This window comes from Micromonospora sp. C41, assembly GCF_018070485.1.
GTDB lineage: Bacteria > Actinomycetota > Actinomycetes > Mycobacteriales > Micromonosporaceae > Micromonospora > Micromonospora chalcea.
Genome location: NZ_JAGPXP010000007.1, coordinates 212,556 through 229,138, shown reverse-complemented (window position 1 = coordinate 229,138; position 16,583 = coordinate 212,556). Strand labels below are relative to the sequence as shown.

Below are 16,583 nucleotides of genomic sequence, written 5' to 3'. Positions count from 1 at the left end.
CTACCGGACGGCCCGGTGACCGTCACCGTGGCCACCTTGCGGTTGTCGAGGTTCGTCACCCGCAGGCGTGTGCCCACCGGGAACCTGTCGCTCGTCGCGGCCGGCGGGCCGCTCTCGGCCGAGAAGGTCACCGACCCGGCGCAGGCCGACCGCCCGACCGGCGCGGTGTCCGCGAATCCCAGTCCGGTTCCCACCGAGACCGCCACCGTGGCGGTCACCGCCACGATTGCCGCCATCGCGTGCTTACGCTGCACCCTCACGTTCTCTCCCGTCGTCGCTGTCGTTCCCCGCGTGGTACGGACGGGAGGGCCGGAACGTTCACCTGAACCGACGGGCTACAACGGACCGTAACGGGTGTGCGGCGCACCGGTCATCAGCGCCCAGTACCTGTCGCCGTAGGACCAGTGCCACCACTCCGTCGGGTAGTTCACCATCCCCGCGCCGCTCAACGCCGCCACCAGCACGTTCCGGTTGCGCCACGCGCTCACCGGGATGTGCCGGGCGGCGGTGAAGCAGGCGTCGGCGCTCTCCTCCGGGGTGGCGTCGAGCACCGTGCCCATGTCCAACTCCATTCCGTCGGCGTCACACAGCGTGAGGTCGACTGCTCCGCCGGTGCTGTGCGGGGCCACCTCGACCGGCGACACGAACTTGGTGGTCTCCCGGTGCAGCCGGTCCGCCGGCCAGTCCGGGTGCCGCCGCCGCAACTCGTCCCGGTAGCCGGTGAAGATGTCGAGCTGCGCCCGGTACGGCCGGTAGCCCTCGACCACGAGCAGGCGCAGCCCGGCCGGCAGCGCGCGTTGCGCGGCCAGCAGGCGGTCCGCGACACCGCACCGCACCCGCGCGTACGCCCCGGCGGGGTCGGCGGCCCGCGCGTCCACCCGCAGCCCGGGCACCTCGCGCAGGTCAACCAGGGGTTCGCCGTCGTCCCGGCTGGACACGGCGGCGACGCGGGGGTCGGAGAGGAGGATCACGGCGTACCCCCGGGGTGCGCGGTGGACGGCCGGGCCGCGTGCCGGGTGAAGGCGAGCGCGACCAGCCGGTCCACCACCTCGGAATACGCGACGCCGGACTCGGCCCACACCTTCGGGTACATCGAGTGCGCGGTGAAGCCGGGCAGCGTATTCAGCTCGTTGACGTAAAGGTCGCCGGCGGTCTCGTCGTAGAGGAAGTCGACCCGGGCCAGGCCCCAGCCGCCGATCGCGGTGAACGCCCGTACCGACAGCTCGCGGATCCGCTCGGTGACCTCGTCCGGCAGCGGGGCCGGGACGATCATCGGGTCGGCGTCGCCGAAGTACTTCTGCCGGTAGTCGAACCAGCCGCCCGCGACCCGGACCTCGCCGACCGCCGACGCCTCGGGCTGCCAGCCGCCGAGCACGCCGCACTCCAGTTCCCGGCCGGTCACGCCCTGCTCGACCAGCACCACGTGGTCGTGCCGGAACGCCTCCTCCACGGCCGCGACCAGGTCGTCGCCGCCTGCGACCCGGGAGATGCCGATCGAGGAGCCCATCCGGGCCGGCTTGACGAACAGCGGCCCGCGCAGCCCGACGACCAGCTTCTCCGGGTCCGCCGCGGCCCGCCAGGTCGGCTCGTCGAACCAGACGTACGGCGTCGTCGGGACGCCCTCGGCGCGCAGCGCCCGCTTCATCGCCACCTTGTCCATGCCGACGGCGGAGGCGAGGATGCCGCACCCGACGTACGGCACGCCGAGTGATTCCAGCAGGCCCTGCACCACGCCGTCCTCGCCGTACGGGCCGTGCAGCACCGGGAACACCACATCCAGCTCGGCGTGCACGGTGGCCGGGGAGTCGGCGGCGGTGACCGCCACAGTCCCGGCGGCTGCCCCGCGTCGCAGCTCCACCGCCTCGCCGGTGACCGGCAGCCGGTCGTCGATCGCCCGTCCGGCCGCCACCGTGCCGAGGTGCTGCGCGAGCACCGGCTCGGGCAGCAGCCGGAGCCCGCCGGTACGGGTGAGGCCGAGCGCCACCACCCGGTGCCCCTGCCCGGCCAGGGCGCGGGCCACGCCCAGCGCCGAGGCGCAGGAGACCTCATGTTCCGCCGACGGGCCTCCGAACAGGACACCGATCCGCACTGTCGCTCTCATGCCGCCACTCCCACAGTCATCGGGTCGCCCGCCAGCCGGGCCACCAGGTCCGCTTCCACGTTTCCGCCGGTCAGCACCACGCCGACCGTCCGCCGCGTCCCGGTGCCCGAGCTGCCGGGACCGCTCACCTCGTCCAGCCGCAGCGCGCCGGCCAGCGCGGCCGCGCCGGACGGCTCGACCAGCACCTTCAGGTCCAGCAGGAGCAGCCGGAACGCCTCGACGATCGCGTCGTCGTCGACCCGGACCACGCCCCGCACACCGGTGCGGGCCACCGCGAACGGCAGGTCGCCGACGCACCCGGGGCGCAGCCCGTCGGCGAGGCTCGGCGCCGGGGCGACGGGTGTGGGCCGTCCGGCGGCCAGGCTGCGGGCCAGCGAGTCGCACCCGACCGGCTCCACGCCGTACACTTGGATCGGCGTTCCGGCCACGGCCAGGCAGGCACCGGCGATGCCGCCGCCCCCGCCCACCGGCACCACCAGCGCGTCCAGCGGTGCGCCGCGACGCGCCGCCTCCTCGATCAGCTCCAGGCTGGCGCTGCCCTGCCCGGCCACCACATCCGGGTGGTCGTACGCGTCGACCAGCGGGTGGCCCTCCACCTCGGCGATCCGCCGGGCGACGGCGAGGCGCTCCTCGACCGTGGTGCCCGCCCGGACCACCCGGGCGCCCGCCGCCCGCGCCCGGTCCACCTTGACCGGCGCGGCGTCCACCGGCAGCACGACGGTCGCGGCCAGCCCGTGCCGACGCGCGGCCAGCGCCACCGCGACGGCGTGGTTGCCGGTGCTCTGCGCGACCACGCCGGTGTGCCCGGCGGCGGCGAGCCGGCCCACCGCCAGCATCGCGCCGCGCATCTTGTACGAGCCCCCGTCCTGCAGGTTCTCCGCCTTGAGCAGGATCCGGGCGCCAGCCAGGCGGTCGATCACCGGGCTGTGCAGCACCGGGGTACGCACCACCCGGCCGGACAGCGCGCGGGCGGCCTCCTCGACATGTGTGCGGTCCGGCAGCGCCGGCCCGTCGATTCGGGGCATGGTCTCTCCTTCGGTATTCGAGTGGACGCGGCTGCGCGGCAGGTCGAACAGCCAGTGCGCGCCGAGCGCGGTGAGGCCGCGGTGCGCGGCGAGGCTGAGCGCCAGCACGAGCGCGGTGAGCACGACCGGGTAGACGGTCACCAGCAGCGCCCGGGCGGGTCCGCCCAGACCGGCCACCGGCGCGGCGAGGAGCCGGTCCAGCAGCGCCAGCACCGGCATGTGGATCACGTAGACACCAAGCGTGCGGCGGCCCAGCCGGGCCAGCGCCGGACCGGCCAGGCGGTGCCGGGCCAGCCGGGCGGCGGCGGTCAGCCCGAACGCCACAGCGAGCACGGAGACGAACAGGTACGCGCCGGGCCAGCTCTGCACGCCGGCCAGGCCCATGGCGGCCAGCCCGATCGCGTACGCCGCGCCGGTGCCGGCGAGCCGCCGGGTGCTCGCGCCGTCCGCCCACCGCGTGAGGTACGGCTTCAGGCGCACCCCGGCCAGGAAGAACACCAGGTTCTGGTAGACCTGCCCCCGGTTGCCGGGGCTGTCCAGCAGCCCGGTGGCCGCCACGGCGGACAGCGCGCCCGCGGCGGTCAGCAGCACCGCCGGGTGGACCCGGCGCAGCGCCTTGGCGAGCACGAAGTAGAGCGCCAGCGCGTACAGGTACCACAGGTTCGAGGGCGTCACGGTGAGCTGGGCCAGCAGCTCACCCGGGTCGGTGGCCCGGTCGGTCGGGAAGCCGGGCGCCAGCGCCAGCAGCGCGGTGTGGATCAGCAGCCAGATCGCGTACAGGTAGAGGTTCCGCGTGATCCGGGGCCGTCCGGACACCCGCCACGGGCGGGCCACCGCGTTCGCCGCGAAGATGCCGGAGATCGCGAAGAACAACGGCATCCGCAGCGGCAGCAGCTGCTCGCCGAGCAGCCCCCACGCGCCCGGCACCGGCAGGCCGGCCCGCCAGTCGATGCGCAGGTAGTCCTTGACGACGACGTGCCACAGCACCACGAGCACGATGCAGGCGCCCTTCGCCACGTCGGCCCAGGCCACCCGGTCACCGGGTGGTGCGCTCCCCTCGGTACGCGTCGGCACTGCGGTCTCCTCTCCGGCCCTCTCCAAGGCAGGCGGCGGTGCCGCCGGTCCGGTCCTCGGGCAGGTGTCATCGCGGGATGCCGCGACGGCGGCTCCCGGAGTCGTATGTGGGGTGGTCAGCCCACGTGGGGCAGGTGGACGTCGACCCGCAGGCCGCCGTCGTCACCTGGGCGGGCAGCGATGATGCCGCCGTGCGCCTGGGTGATGGAGCGGGCGATGGCCAGGCCGAGCCCGGCGCCGCCGCCCTGGTTGGTCCGGTCCCGGGCGAGGCGCCGGAACGGTTCGAACAGCCCGTCGACCGCTTCGGCGGGCACGGCCTGCCCGCTGTTGGTGACGGTCAGCGCGGGGTCGCCGCCGACGGTGACGACGAGCCGGCCGCCCGGGCGGTTGTACTTGATGCCGTTCTCCACCAGGTTGGTGACCAGGCGTTCCAGCAGCACCCGTTCGCCGGTCACGATCCGGGGCGACAGCCGGGTCTCGACCGTCACGCCGGCCTCGGCGGCCCGGTCGGCGTACGCGGCCAGCACGCCGCTGACGATCTGTTCGAGGCGTTGCGGGGTGGAGGACCGCAGGCCCTGGTCGCTCTCGCTGAGCGCCAGCAGCCCTTCGATGAGCCGCTCGTTGCGTTCGTTCGTGGCGAGCAGTTGCGCGGTCAGCAGCTCCAGTTGCTCACCGGTGAGCGACTGCGCCATGCCGACCTCGATCAGCGTGCGTTGCACCGCGAGCGGCGTACGCAGTTCGTGGGAGGCGTTCGCGGCGAACCGCCGCTGCCCCTCGTACCCGGCGGTGACCCGGTCCAGCATCGCGTCGATCGCGCGGGCGAGCCCGGCCAGCTCGTCCCGGCCGCGATGCCGGATGCGGTAACCGAGGTTCTGCGGGCCCAGGTTCGCGATCGGGGCGGCCAGGTCGCGCACCGGGCGCAGGCACCAGCGGGCCGCTCCCCACACCGCGAATCCGGCGGCCACCAGCACCAGCAGTTGGACCAGCAGCGGCAACAGCGGGACGAACGGGCGGCCCGGCTCGCACACCGCGCCGATGGTGGCCAGGCCGCAGAACCACTGGGCCTGCCCCCACACCAGTTCGAGCAGCGACTTGACCATGTTGGGCACGAAGAACCCGGCGAGCAGGGCGAGCAGCCCGACCAGCAGGATGCGGCGACGGGGGCTCATTCCGGCTCGCCGATCCGGTAGCCGGCCTTCGGCACGGTGTGGACGACCGACGGCTGGCCGAGCTTCTTGCGCAGGGTCATCACCGTCACCCGGACCGCGTTGGTGAACGGGTCGGCGAACTCGTCCCACGCCTGTTCCAGCAGCTCCTCGGCGCTGACCACCCGGCCGCCGGCCCGCATCAGCACGTGCAGGACGGCGAACTCCTTCGGGCTCAGCCCGAGCGGGCGGCCGTCCCGGGTAGCGGTGTGCCGGGCCACGTCGAGTACCACGCCGTGCCGTTCCAGCACCGGCGGCAGCGCCGGCGTGGACCGGCGGCCCAGCGCCTGGACCCGCGCCACCAGCTCGGCGAACGCGAACGGCTTGGTCAGGTAGTCGTCGGCGCCCAGCCCGAGGCCGGCGACCCGGTCCCGGATGCCGGCGGCTGCGGTCAGCAGCAGCACCCGGGTGCCGGCGTCGGACCCGGCCAGGCTCCGGCACACCTCGTCGCCGGTGGCGCCGGGCATGTCCCGGTCCAGCACCGCCACGTCGTACCGGTTGACCCCGATCCGTTCCAGCGCGCCGTCGCCGTCGTAGCAGACGTCGACAGCCATGGAGAACCGTCGCAGCCCCTCGGCGACCGTGTCCGCCAAGAGCCGCTCGTCGTCCGCCACCAGCACCCGCACCTTGCGCTCCCCGTGTCTTCCCTCGTCGTCCGGCACACCTTCGCAGGCCGGAGTTAAGGGTTCTGTAAGCGTCCGCAGCAGCCATCCTCCACGCGGGCCACGCTGCGACAACCGGCGTCGGGCCGTCTGGGCCGTTCGTCCGGTCCGCGGGCGGCGCGAGCACCGCTGAAGTGACCCGGATCACGCATTGGCGCTCGGGCGTGAGGTGGGTCACGATGGGTGGAAGGAGGCGCTGGTGGCTGACCCGTGGCTCGCCCTGGAGTTCGGCGCGGATCCGGCGGAGCGGATCGCGCAGGTCGGTGCCGCCCACGAGGCGTTCCTCACCGCCGGCACCACATCCGGCCGGGTCCGGGAGGTGGTGGCCCGTTCCTGGGAGCGGTCCGCGCTGCTCGACCCGGAGGCCACCGCGCCGGTCGACCTCACCGACGACGCGCTGGAGACGTACCGCGCCGCGCACCCGCTCGCCCGGGTGATGCCGCTCTTCCGCGACCTGCTCGGCGGCATCGCGCAGGACGGCGCGCACCTGATGGCGGTCTGCGACGCCGCCGGGCGGCTGCTCTGGGTGGAAGGCCACCCCGGGGTGCTGCGGCACGCCGAGCGGATGAACTTCGTACCGGGCGCACGCTGGGACGAGGCGCACGCCGGCACGAACGCGCCCGGCACCGCCCTCGCCGTCGACCACGGCGTGCAGATCTTCGCCACCGAGCACTTCGTGCGGCCGGTGCAGCGCTGGACCTGCGCCGCCGCGCCGATCCACGACCCGGTCAGCGGCGCGCTGCTCGGCGCCGTCGACATCACCGGCGGGGACCACCTGGCCAACCCGCAGAGCCTGGCTCTGGTCCGGGCCACCGCCCGGGCCGCCGAGGCGTTCCTGGCCGGCGTCGCGCCCGCCGCGCCGGACGTCGCGTACGTGTCGGCGCTCGGCCGCGACGAGGCGGAGCTGCGCGTCGGCGGCCGGCGCATCCGGCTCGGTCGCCGGCACAGCGAGCTGCTGGTGCTGCTCGTCGACCATCCCGAGGGGCGCACCGGGGAACAGCTCGGCCTCGACCTCTACGGCGACGACAGGCGGCACCCGGTCACGCTGCGCGCCGAGCTGTCCCGGCTGCGCCGCGTGCTCGGCGAGGAGCTGCTCGACTCCCGCCCGTACCGGCTGCGCCCGACCGTGCGCGCCGACTTCCGTACCGTCACCGAACTGCTGGAACGTGGCGATCCGGCGGCGGCGCTGCGCGCGTACCGTGGGCCCCTGCTGCCCCTGTCGGACGCACCGGGAGTCGCGCGACTGCGCCGCCTGGTCGACGGCCAGTTGCGCGCCGCCGTGCTGGCCGGCGGCGACCCGGGGCTGCTCGCGGCCTGGACCGCGACGGCGGCCGGCGCCGACGACCTGGCCGCTTGGCAGGCCCTGGCGCGGGCGCTGCCGCCGGGCGCGCCCCGCCGGCCGCTCGCGCTCGCGCGGGCCCGCCAGCTCGCCGAGGAGTACGCGCTGCCGCGCGCAACGTTCCTGCAACGTCCTGGAAACTAGCCTGCCCGCCATCCACCCCAGACGGACGGCGGAGGTACCCATGACGCGCTACGACGCCCCCACCCACTGGCAGTCCCGCTACGACCACTACATCGGCGGCGAGTACGTGAAGCCGCACGGTGGCAAGTACTTCGAGAACCCGACCCCGGTGACCGGGCAGACCTTCTGCGAGGTGGCCCGGGGCGCCGCCGAGGACGTGGAGAAGGCGCTGGACGCGGCACACGGCGCGGCCGACGCGTGGGGCCGCACGTCGGTCGCCGAACGCTCGCTGATCCTCAACCGGATCGCCGACCGCATGCAGGACAACCTGGAGTCCCTGGCGATCGCCGAGACGTGGGAGAACGGCAAGCCGGTACGCGAGACGCTCGCCGCCGACATCCCGCTCGCGATCGACCACTTCCGCTACTTCGCCGGGGCGATCCGGGCGCAGGAGGGCTCGCTCGGCGAACTCGACGACGACACCGTCGCCTACCACTTCCACGAGCCGCTCGGCGTGGTCGGGCAGATCATCCCGTGGAACTTCCCGATCCTCATGGCGGTGTGGAAGCTCGCCCCGGCGCTGGCCGCCGGCAACGCGGTGGTGCTCAAGCCGGCCGAGCAGACGCCCGCCTCGATCCACTACCTGCTCTCGCTGATCGGCGACCTGCTGCCGCCGGGCGTGATCAACGTGGTGAACGGCTTCGGCGTCGAGGCGGGCAAGCCGCTGGCGTCCTCGCCGCGGGTGGCGAAGGTGGCGTTCACCGGCGAGACCACCACCGGGCGGCTGATCATGCAGTACGCCAGCGAGAACATCAAGCCGGTCACGCTGGAACTCGGTGGCAAGAGCCCGAACATCTTCTTCGACGACGTCAGCGCCGCCTCCGACGACTTCCTGGACAAGGCTCTCGAAGGCTTCACCATGTTCGCCCTCAACCAGGGCGAGGTGTGCACCTGCCCGTCCCGGGCGCTCATCCAGCAGGGCCACTACTCCGACTTCCTCGCCGCCGCCGTCGAGCGGACGAAGGCGGTCAAGCAGGGGCACCCGCTGGACACCGACACGATGGTCGGCGCGCAGGCCTCCAACGACCAGCTGGAGAAGATCCTGTCCTACCTGGACATCGGGCGGCAGGAGGGCGCTCGCGTCCTGGCCGGCGGCGAGCGGGCCGACCTCGGCGGCGAGCTGTCCGGCGGCTATTACGTCCAGCCGACGATCTTCGAGGGCGACAACTCGATGCGGATCTTCCAGGAGGAGATCTTCGGCCCGGTGGTGTCGGTGACCTCCTTCGCCGACCTGGACGACGCCGTGAAGATCGCCAACGACACGCTGTACGGGCTCGGCGCGGGCGTGTGGACCCGGGACCTCAACACCGCGTACCGGGCCGGGCGCGCCATCCAGGCCGGCCGGGTCTGGACGAACTGCTACCACGCCTACCCGGCGCACGCGGCGTTCGGCGGCTACAAGCAGTCAGGCATCGGCCGGGAGAACCACAAGATGATGCTGGAGCACTACCAGCAGACCAAGAACCTGCTGGTCAGCTACTCGCCGAAGAAGCTCGGCTTCTTCTGATGGGCGACACCGTGACAGTGACCCCCGCGGCGGCCGACCTGATCCGGTCGCTGCGGGGGCAGCACGGCCCGCTGATGTTCCACCAGTCCGGCGGTTGCTGCGACGGCAGCGCCCCGATGTGCTACCCGGCCGGTGAGTTCCGCACCGGCGGCTCGGACGTGCTGCTCGCCTCGCTGGCCGTCGACGGCGTGCCCGAGCCGGTGGAGTTCTGGATGTCGAAAGCCCAGTGGGAGCTGTGGAAGCACACCCGGCTCACCGTCGACGTGGTGCCCGGCCGGGGCAGCGGCTTCTCCCTGGAGGCACCGGAGGGTGTCCGCTTCCTCATCCGGTCCCACCTGAACCGCTGATCTGTCCGAGATCTTGCAGCTCGCGGGCATCGCGGCGGTGGGATGCTGACGCCGTCCACTTCGGAGTCGCATCCCACCGCCCGACAGGAGACCGCCCATGCACCCGGTCCGACAGCCAGTGCTCGCCGCCGGCCTCACCGCCTTGGCCACCGCCGCCACGCTCGGGCTCTCACCCGGCGCCGCCGTCGCCGCCCCGGCGGCCTCTCCGAGCATCTCCGTCAACTGGTTCGGCACGGCCGACGGGCGGGCGCACACCGCCACCGTCGGCGGCCGGTTCGACTGCGGCGACGAGCGCGGCCTCGCGTACATCGAGGTGCACCTGGAGCAGCGGCGCGGCTCGGTCACCGGCTTCGGGTTCGGCGTGATCGGCGCGTGCACCGACGAGCGCACCGCCGGCACCTGGACCGCGACCATCCCCGCCGACCAGGGCAGGTTCCGCCCCGGCCCGGCCACCACGATCGCCCGCCTGGTGATCGAGCCCAACTCGATCACCGAAACCACCGAGCCCGTACGCCTGCGCCCCCGCTGCGCCCGCCCCTGACCGCCCTCCCCGTCTTCTCCCCCGCGATCTTGCACTTGGTGCCCCGAGGTTGTCGTTATTGCTCCTATTTGTCGGGCACCGAAGTGCAAGATCGCGAGGGAGAGAGGGCGAGGGCGGGGCAGGTTAGGGGGTCAGGGCGGCTCGGAGGGTGGTGAGGATGTGGGACGGGCGGCGGTACAGGTCGCGGTCGGTGAAGTAGCGCATCCGCCATCCGTTGGCGTCGAGCCAGTTGATCCGGTCGCGGTCGTACCGCATGTGCTCCCGGTCCAGGTGGGACAGACCGTCGTACTCCACTCCCACCCGCCGCTCCCGGTAGCCCAGGTCGATGCGGAAGCGGGGTATGCCGTACCGGTCGTGAACCCACATCTGCGGTTCAGGTGCCGGCAGCCCGTCATCGAGCAGCAGCAGCCGCAACTGGCTCTCCTGCCGGCACTCGGCCCGGCCGTCGGCTCGTGGCACGAGGTCACGCGCCTGCCGTACGCCACGAAGCGCTCGATGCAGAGGCAGCTCGGCCGCGAGGTCGTCGACCGTCACGGCGCCCGAGCGGAGCGCGGCGTCCAGCACGGGAAGGGCGTCCATCCGGCGTACGCCTCGGGCCAGGTCGATCGCGCACTGCGCGGCCGGCACGCACGGTAGGCCGCCGACGAACACCGGCCGGACCGGCAGGACCGAGTGATGGACGACGAGCCCCGGTAGCCGTGGCTTGGCGACCTCCGGCGGCAACTGCACGTGCACAGCGGATTCCCGAAGTACGCCGAAGCCGTGACGGCGTGCCGCACTCTGCATGGCGAGCATCGCGCCGTCGGGAAGACACAGCAGCAGTGCCCTCAGTTCGTCCTCGTCATCGCACGGCGTCGGCGCATAGACACCGCGTCGAACCCGGGTCAGCTCCTCCCGTTTGACCTGTGTGCGTACTCGCTTCACGGTGAGCACCCGCATCAGCTCCCGGGTCCGCCAAAGCTGCGTAGACATACGCAGACCATGCCGCCCTCACCCTTCCGAGGCCCCTCGTCCCACGCTTCCCCTGTGGACAACCCTGTCCTTGTGCACAACCCCCACACCACCCCGCCCTCGTGCTAGACCCCACCCACCCCCGCGCGATCTTGCAGTTGGTGCCCGTGGCACACCCGAAAGGACCGGAATGCCGGGGCCGAAAGTGCAAGATCAACGGGGAGAGGGAGGGGTGGGGGCGGGTTAGCGGGAGTCGAGGAGGGGCTGGGTGGGGTTCCACGGGGTTCCGCCGGCGGCGTCTCGGCGGCGGCGGGCTATCGCTGAGAGCGCCTCCAGCACCACCCGGTTGCCCAGGTACGCGGTGATGTCGGCGTGGTCGTACGGCGGGGCGACCTCGACCACGTCCAGCCCGACCACCGGCAGCTCGTAACAGACCCGGCGGACCGCGTCGAGCAGCTGCCGGGACGTGAACCCGCCCGGCTCTGGCGTGCCGGTGCCCGGCGCCATGCCGGGGTCGACCACGTCCACGTCGACGGAGAGGAACACGCCCTCGCACTCGTCGGTCGCGATGCCGAACGCCTCGGTGAGGCAGGTGTCGAGGCCGCGCGCCACGATCTCGGTCATCTCGTACGAGCGCATTCGCTGCTCGGCCATCCACGCCAGCGTGTCCGGGCCGGGCCAGTAGCCGCGCAGCCCGATCTGGAGGAAGCGGTCGCCGCGTACCGCGCCGGACTCGATGAGCCGGCGCATCGGCTGGCCGTGGCCGTGCAGCGAGCCGAACTCGACGTCGCCGGTGTCGGCGTGCGCGTCGAAGTGCACCAGCGACACCCGGCCGAGCCCGTGGTGCCGGGCCACGCCTGTGGCGTCGGGCAGCGCGATGGAGTGGTCGCCGCCGAGGACCACCGGGATCGCTCCGGCGGCGGCGACCGCGTGGACGGCGGTCTCCAGCGCGGCGAGTGAGCGCTCGATGTCGCCGGCGAACATCTCCACGTCGCCGGCGTCGTAGACGCACAGGTCCTTCAGCGCGTCCACGCGCAGCGCCAGCGACGGCCGGGAGCCGTCGTGCGGCAGGTAGCAGGCCTGCCGGATGGCGGACGGCCCGAACCGGGTGCCCGGCCGGTGCGAGGTGCCGCCGTCGAACGGCGCCCCGATGATCACCACGTCCGCGTCGGCGTACGTGACCGGCTCCTCGACCGTGCACGGCGGCACGCCGAGGAACGTGATGTCGGGGCCGTACATCGGGCCGTACCGGGTCATCGTTCCTCCATCCCCCACGGCGAACCGTAGCCGGTGAGCAGGTCCAGGAAGGGGGTCGGCGGGAACGCCTCGGGACCGAGCACGCCCGTGCCGGACCAGGCGCCGGTGGCGAGCAGCTCCAGCGCGACGACCGGGTTGACGGCGGTCTGCCAGACCACCGCCTGGTGGCCGTACTCGGCCATCGACCACTCGTTGTCGACCACGTGGTACAGGTAGACCCGGCGCGGCCGCCCGTCCGGGCCGGTGCCTGTGACGTACGTGCCGGCGCAGGTCTTGCCGCTCATCCGGTCGCCGAGCGTGGCCGGGTCGGGCAGCGCGGCGGCCACCAGGTCGCGCGGCGACACGTCGACGCCGCGTACGCGCACCGGCTCGGTCGAGTCGAGCCCGAGCTTGTGCAGCGTGCGCAGCACCTCGATGAACTCGGCGCCGAGGCCGTACTTGAAGGTGACCCGCTTCGCCTGGACCCAGCGCGGGATGAGCAGCACCTCCTCGTGCTCGACGTTGACGCACTCGACCGGGCCGATCCCGGCCGGGAAGTCGAAGACCTCCGGCTCGCTGAACGGTTCGGTGGTGAACCAGCCGCGCCCGGCCTCCCAGATCACCGGCGGGTTGAGGCACTCCTCGATGGTGGTCCAGATGGAGAACGACGGCGCGAAGTCGTAGCCGGCGACTGTCAGGTTCGCGCCGTCGCGTACCCCGATCTCGTCGATCTCGGCGAAGAGTTCGTCGGCGGCGTAGCGGGCGAAGACGTCGGACAGGCCCGGTTCGACGCCGATGCCGCAGAGCGCGAGCCGCCCCGCGGCGGCCCATTGCTCCGCGACGGCGAACTGCTCGTCGCCGAGCTTGACCCCGGTCTGGGCGTAGGGACGCTCGGGGTGCGGCCGGGACAGCGACATCGCCATGTCCAGGTAGTCGGCCCCGGCGGCGAACGCGCCGTCGAAGATCGGCATGACGAAACGCGGGTCGACCGCGTTCAGGACGTGCGTGATCCGGTGTTCCCGGCACAGCGCGGCCACCGCGTCGGCGGAGGAAGCGTCCACAGTGGCGGCGACGAACCGGTCGCCGTGCCCGGCGACGGCCCGCGCCGCCCGCGCCGGGTCGTGGTCGGCGACCACCATGAGCTCGAAGAAGGTACGGCGGGCGGCGATGGATACGGCTGCGGAGCCGACGCCACCGGCGCCGACGAGGAGGATACGCATCAGGAGTCGAACCCCAGTCCAAGACGGTCGAGAGTACGGAGCCAGAGGTTGCGCCGTCCGTCGCGCGCGTCGGCGCGGGCGAGCGACCAGCGGGTGAGGTTGATGCCCACGGACCGGACCGGTTCCGGCGGGAACGGCAGCGGCTTGCGGCGCACCAGGTCGAGCCGGGTCAGCGGGGTGTCGGTGCCGGAGAGCAGGTCGAGCGTCACGCGGGCGCCGAATCGCGTCGCGCCCACGCCGAGCCCGGTGAACCCGGCCGCGTACGCCAGGCGTCCGGAGTACGCGGTGCCGAAGAACGCGCAGAACCGGGTGCAGGTGTCGATGACGCCACCCCAGCGGTGACTGAAGCGCACATCGGCGAGCTGCGGGAACGTCGTGAAGAAGTGCGAGGCGAGCGTGGTGAAGGTGGCCTCGCGCTGCTCCAGCGCGGGCGCCACCCGGTTGCCGTAGTGGTAGATCGCGTCGTAGCCGCCGAACAGGATCCGGTTGTCGGCGGTGAGCCGGTAGTAGTGGAACTGGTTGCCGGTGTCGGCGAGCCCCTGCCGGTGCCGCCAGCCGATCGCGTCGCGCTGCGCGGCGGTCAGCGGCTCGGTCATCAGCGCGTAGTCGTAGACCGGCACGATCCAGGAGCGCAGCCGGCGCAGCAGCGGCGGGAACGCGTTCGTGGCGAGCACGACCTGCCGCGCCCGTACCGTGCCGGGCGCCGCTTCCGCGCCGCCCGCAGTGGTGGCCCGCAGCGCGGCGCCGCCGTTGGCCAGGCCGGTGACGCGGGTGTGCTCGTGCACGCGTACGCCCAGGTCGAGCGCGGCCCGGCGCAGTCCCCAGGCGAGCTTCGCCGGGTCGAGCAGCGCCACCCGGTCGCGATCCCACATCCCGCCCAGGTACGTCGGCGACGCCACCTCGGCGCGTACCTGGTCGCGGTCGAGCAGCCGCACGTCGTGGCCGTACCGGCGGGCCAGCTCGGCGTCGGCGGCGAGCCCGTCGAGCTGGTGCGGCTCGACCGCCACCGCCAGTTCACCGGTGCGTTCGAAGTCGCAGTCGATGTCGTACTTCGCCACCGTGGCGGCGATGGCGTCCAGGTTCTCCCGGCCCAGCCGCTCCAGCTCGTCGATCTCGCCGGGGAACCGCTCGACGCCGTTGGCGAGCCCGTGGGTGAGCGACGCGGCGCAGAACCCGCCGTTGCGCCCGGACGCCGCCCAGCCGCACGTGCCCGCGTCGACCAGCAGCACGTCGCGGTCCGGGTAGGCCTCCTTTGCGAGCAGCGCGGTCCACAGCCCGGCGTACCCGCCGCCGACCACGAGCAGGTCGGCGGCGTGCGCACCGGACAGCGGCGGCAGCGGGTCGGGGCGCTCCGGCCGGTCCAGCCAGTACGACACGGGCGCGGCGTCGGCCAGCGCCCGGCCGGTATGCGGGAGTGTCATGGCTTGCCCGCAGGTGTGGCGACCACCGCGAGGGCGGCCCGTCGTGCCCGCCGTCCGCGCAGCGAGGTGGCCCCGACCAGCAGCAACGCGATCACGAACATGGCCGTGCCGATCACGTTCACCTGCGGCGGGATGCCCCGCTGGGAGGCGCCCCAGACGTACATGGGGAACGTGACTGTGGTGCCGGCGTTAAAGTTCGTGATGATGAAGTCGTCGAAGCTGAGCGAGAAGGCCAGCAGCGCTGCGGCCACGATGCCCGGCAGCACCAGCGGCAGCGTGATCCGCCGGAACGTCTGCCACTCAGTGGCGTACAGGTCCATCGCGGCCTCCTCCAGCCGCCGGTCCATGCCGGAGAGCCGGGCCTTCACGGTGACCACGACGAACGACACGCAGAACATGACGTGCGCGATGACGATGGTCCAGAAGCCCTGCGGCACCCCGGCGGCGACGAAGAGGGCGAGCAGCGAGGTGCCCATCACGAGTTCCGGGGTGGCCATCGGCAGGAAGATCAGCCCGTTGAGCCCGGACCGGCCGCGGAAGCTGTGCCGGACCAGCGCGAACGCCATCAGCGTGCCGAGGAGCGTGGAGACGACTGTGGCGATGAGCCCGATCTGCATGCTGCGCACCACTGCGTCGCACATGTCCGAGGTGGCGCAGGGCTGCTTCCAGTTGTCGAGCGTGAACTCGTTGAAATCGTAGGAGAGCCGGCTGGAGGGCCGGTTGAAGGACAGACCGGCGACCACCATGATCGGCAGCGTCAGGTAGCCGAGGACGAGCAGGGCCACGCCCATCACCCACCGGTCGGCGAGCCAGCGCCTCATCAGAGCACCTCCTCCGTGCCGGCCTTCCGCAAGTAGACGAAGACGATCGCCAGGATCGCGGCCATCAGCAGGAACGACAGCGCCGCGCCCTGCGGGTAGTCCAGCCGGACCAGGAACGCCGAGTCGATGACGTTGCCGATCATGTACTCGTTCGGGGTGCCGAGCAGCTCGGCGTTGATGTAGTCACCGGTGGCCGGGATGAAGAACAGCAGCGTGCCGGCGATCAGGCCGGGCATCGACAGCGGCAGCGTGACCTTGGCGAACGCGCGCAGCGGGCTCGCGTACAGGTCGCTCGCCGCCTCCAGCAGCCGGGGATCGAGCCGCTCCAGGCTCGCGTACAGCGGCAGCACCAGGAACGGCAGGAAGTTGTACGTCAGGCCGAGCACCACGGCGATCGGGGTGGCCAGCAGCCGGCCGTCCGGTCCGAGCAGGTGCACGTCGCGCAGCAGCCCGACCAGCGCGCCGTTGTCCGACAGGATGGTCTTCCAGGCCAGCGTGCGCACCAGGAAGCTGGTGAACATCGGTGCGACCACGGCCACCAGCAGCAGGTTCTTCCACCGGCCGGCCTTCTGCGCGATCGCGTACGCCAGCGGGTAGCCCATCAGCAGCGCGAGCACCAGCGCGATCGCCGAGTAGAGGAACGACCGGGAGAACTGCGGCCAGTACGCCTGGAGCGCGTCCGGGTAGTTGCCGAACGCCCAGGTCATCGCGTACCCGGTGGAGAGCGAGCCGGCCGGGTCGTAGAGGCTGGCCGAGGCGAGCTGCACCAGCGGCAGCGCGAAGAAGACGAGCAGCCAGACCGCGCCGGGCAGCAGCAACAGGTACGGCAGGAGCCGGCTGCGCCCGCGCCGCACCGGCGGCGGCGCCGGTTTCCCGGCGGAGGTCGGTACGTGGGCCAGCGCGCTCATGCCGCCACTCCGCTTCGCTCCGTGCCGCCATGAGACACCTTC

The 16,583-nt window shown here is 72.8% G+C and carries 15 protein-coding genes and 1 pseudogene; 4 read left to right on the top strand and 12 right to left on the bottom strand.

Annotation, left to right across the window (positions count from 1 at the left end):
• The 6 genes and pseudogenes from KBX43_RS11085 to KBX43_RS11060 all read right to left on the bottom strand — a co-directional run.
• Window positions 1-260, bottom strand: a pseudogene (locus KBX43_RS11085) (hypothetical protein); the annotation flags it as partial.
• Window positions 261-335: 75 nt separating this feature from the next.
• Window positions 336-971, bottom strand: coding sequence for a M15 family metallopeptidase (locus tag KBX43_RS11080; RefSeq protein WP_210884269.1), 636 nt, complete (start codon window positions 969-971; stop codon window positions 336-338).
• Window positions 968-2,101, bottom strand: coding sequence for a D-alanine--D-alanine ligase family protein (locus tag KBX43_RS11075; protein WP_210884267.1), 1,134 nt, complete (start codon window positions 2,099-2,101; stop codon window positions 968-970). Before KBX43_RS11075 ends, KBX43_RS11080 begins: the two co-directional genes overlap by 4 nt.
• On the bottom strand, window positions 2,098-4,200 hold the full coding sequence (locus KBX43_RS11070) for a pyridoxal-phosphate dependent enzyme (RefSeq protein WP_210884265.1): 2,103 nt from the start codon (window positions 4,198-4,200) through the stop codon (window positions 2,098-2,100). The genes KBX43_RS11075 and KBX43_RS11070 overlap by 4 nt, the downstream gene beginning before the upstream one ends.
• 116 nt (window positions 4,201-4,316) lie before the next feature.
• A complete protein-coding gene (locus KBX43_RS11065; RefSeq protein ID WP_069087444.1) occupies window positions 4,317-5,369 on the bottom strand; it encodes a HAMP domain-containing sensor histidine kinase in 1,053 nt (350 codons plus the stop codon).
• Window positions 5,366-6,031 (bottom strand): response regulator transcription factor, encoded by a 666-nt coding sequence (locus tag KBX43_RS11060; protein WP_043326436.1) that lies wholly within the window; start codon window positions 6,029-6,031, stop codon window positions 5,366-5,368. The genes KBX43_RS11065 and KBX43_RS11060 overlap by 4 nt, the downstream gene beginning before the upstream one ends.
• A 235-nt stretch (window positions 6,032-6,266) precedes the next feature.
• Between KBX43_RS11060 and KBX43_RS11055 the strand changes: the two genes are divergently transcribed.
• The 4 genes from KBX43_RS11055 (at window position 6,267) to KBX43_RS11040 (ending at window position 9,984) form a co-directional block, all read left to right on the top strand.
• Complete coding sequence (locus KBX43_RS11055) at window positions 6,267-7,550, top strand: hypothetical protein (RefSeq protein ID WP_064447716.1); 1,284 nt, start codon at window positions 6,267-6,269, stop codon at window positions 7,548-7,550.
• A gap of 40 nt (window positions 7,551-7,590) precedes the next feature.
• Entirely contained in the window at window positions 7,591-9,096 is a 1,506-nt protein-coding gene (gene adh / locus KBX43_RS11050) for an aldehyde dehydrogenase (RefSeq protein ID WP_210884261.1), read from the top strand.
• Window positions 9,096-9,443: a DUF779 domain-containing protein gene (locus KBX43_RS11045; RefSeq protein ID WP_069087443.1), complete on the top strand. Its 348-nt coding sequence runs from the start codon at window positions 9,096-9,098 to the stop codon at window positions 9,441-9,443. Before adh ends, KBX43_RS11045 begins: the two co-directional genes overlap by 1 nt.
• Window positions 9,444-9,540: 97 nt before the next feature.
• Window positions 9,541-9,984, top strand: a complete 444-nt coding sequence (locus KBX43_RS11040; RefSeq protein ID WP_210884253.1) for a hypothetical protein — start codon at window positions 9,541-9,543, stop codon at window positions 9,982-9,984.
• A 123-nt stretch (window positions 9,985-10,107) separates the two neighbouring features.
• Here KBX43_RS11040 and KBX43_RS11035 read toward each other — a convergent pair whose 3' ends face one another.
• From KBX43_RS11035 to KBX43_RS11010, 6 genes are all read right to left on the bottom strand, one after another.
• Window positions 10,108-10,956 carry a DUF559 domain-containing protein gene (locus KBX43_RS11035; protein WP_210872318.1) on the bottom strand — a complete coding sequence of 283 codons (849 nt, stop codon included), beginning with the start codon at window positions 10,954-10,956 and terminating at the stop codon, window positions 10,108-10,110.
• A 222-nt stretch (window positions 10,957-11,178) separates the two neighbouring features.
• A complete protein-coding gene (gene speB / locus KBX43_RS11030; protein ID WP_210884252.1) occupies window positions 11,179-12,192 on the bottom strand; it encodes an agmatinase in 1,014 nt (337 codons plus the stop codon).
• A complete protein-coding gene (locus tag KBX43_RS11025; RefSeq protein WP_043326453.1) occupies window positions 12,189-13,391 on the bottom strand; it encodes a saccharopine dehydrogenase family protein in 1,203 nt (400 codons plus the stop codon). The genes speB and KBX43_RS11025 overlap by 4 nt, the downstream gene beginning before the upstream one ends.
• The gene (locus KBX43_RS11020; RefSeq protein WP_210884250.1) at window positions 13,391-14,812 is read right to left on the bottom strand and encodes an FAD-binding oxidoreductase; all 1,422 of its coding nucleotides are present in this window, start codon (window positions 14,810-14,812) and stop codon (window positions 13,391-13,393) included. The genes KBX43_RS11025 and KBX43_RS11020 overlap by 1 nt, the downstream gene beginning before the upstream one ends.
• Window positions 14,809-15,633, bottom strand: coding sequence for an ABC transporter permease (locus tag KBX43_RS11015; RefSeq protein WP_210884249.1), 825 nt, complete (start codon window positions 15,631-15,633; stop codon window positions 14,809-14,811). The genes KBX43_RS11020 and KBX43_RS11015 overlap by 4 nt, the downstream gene beginning before the upstream one ends.
• Window positions 15,633-16,541 (bottom strand): ABC transporter permease, encoded by a 909-nt coding sequence (locus KBX43_RS11010; protein ID WP_187693991.1) that lies wholly within the window; start codon window positions 16,539-16,541, stop codon window positions 15,633-15,635. Before KBX43_RS11010 ends, KBX43_RS11015 begins: the two co-directional genes overlap by 1 nt.
• Window positions 16,542-16,583: the final 42 nt, after the last annotated feature.

Coding starts and splice junctions, on each gene's coding strand:
- KBX43_RS11075 (WP_210884267.1), bottom strand. CDS start 2,101: ATGAGAGCGACAGTGCGGATCGGTGTCCTGTTCGGAGGCCCGTCGGCG.
- KBX43_RS11065 (WP_069087444.1), bottom strand. CDS start 5,369: ATGAGCCCCCGTCGCCGCATCCTGCTGGTCGGGCTGCTCGCCCTGCTC.
- adh (WP_210884261.1), top strand. CDS start 7,591: ATGACGCGCTACGACGCCCCCACCCACTGGCAGTCCCGCTACGACCAC.
- KBX43_RS11045 (WP_069087443.1), top strand. CDS start 9,096: ATGGGCGACACCGTGACAGTGACCCCCGCGGCGGCCGACCTGATCCGG.
- KBX43_RS11040 (WP_210884253.1), top strand. CDS start 9,541: ATGCACCCGGTCCGACAGCCAGTGCTCGCCGCCGGCCTCACCGCCTTG.
- KBX43_RS11035 (WP_210872318.1), bottom strand. CDS start 10,956: ATGTCTACGCAGCTTTGGCGGACCCGGGAGCTGATGCGGGTGCTCACC.
- speB (WP_210884252.1), bottom strand. CDS start 12,192: ATGACCCGGTACGGCCCGATGTACGGCCCCGACATCACGTTCCTCGGC.
- KBX43_RS11025 (WP_043326453.1), bottom strand. CDS start 13,391: ATGCGTATCCTCCTCGTCGGCGCCGGTGGCGTCGGCTCCGCAGCCGTA.
- KBX43_RS11020 (WP_210884250.1), bottom strand. CDS start 14,812: ATGACACTCCCGCATACCGGCCGGGCGCTGGCCGACGCCGCGCCCGTG.
- KBX43_RS11015 (WP_210884249.1), bottom strand. CDS start 15,633: ATGAGGCGCTGGCTCGCCGACCGGTGGGTGATGGGCGTGGCCCTGCTC.
- KBX43_RS11010 (WP_187693991.1), bottom strand. CDS start 16,541: ATGAGCGCGCTGGCCCACGTACCGACCTCCGCCGGGAAACCGGCGCCG.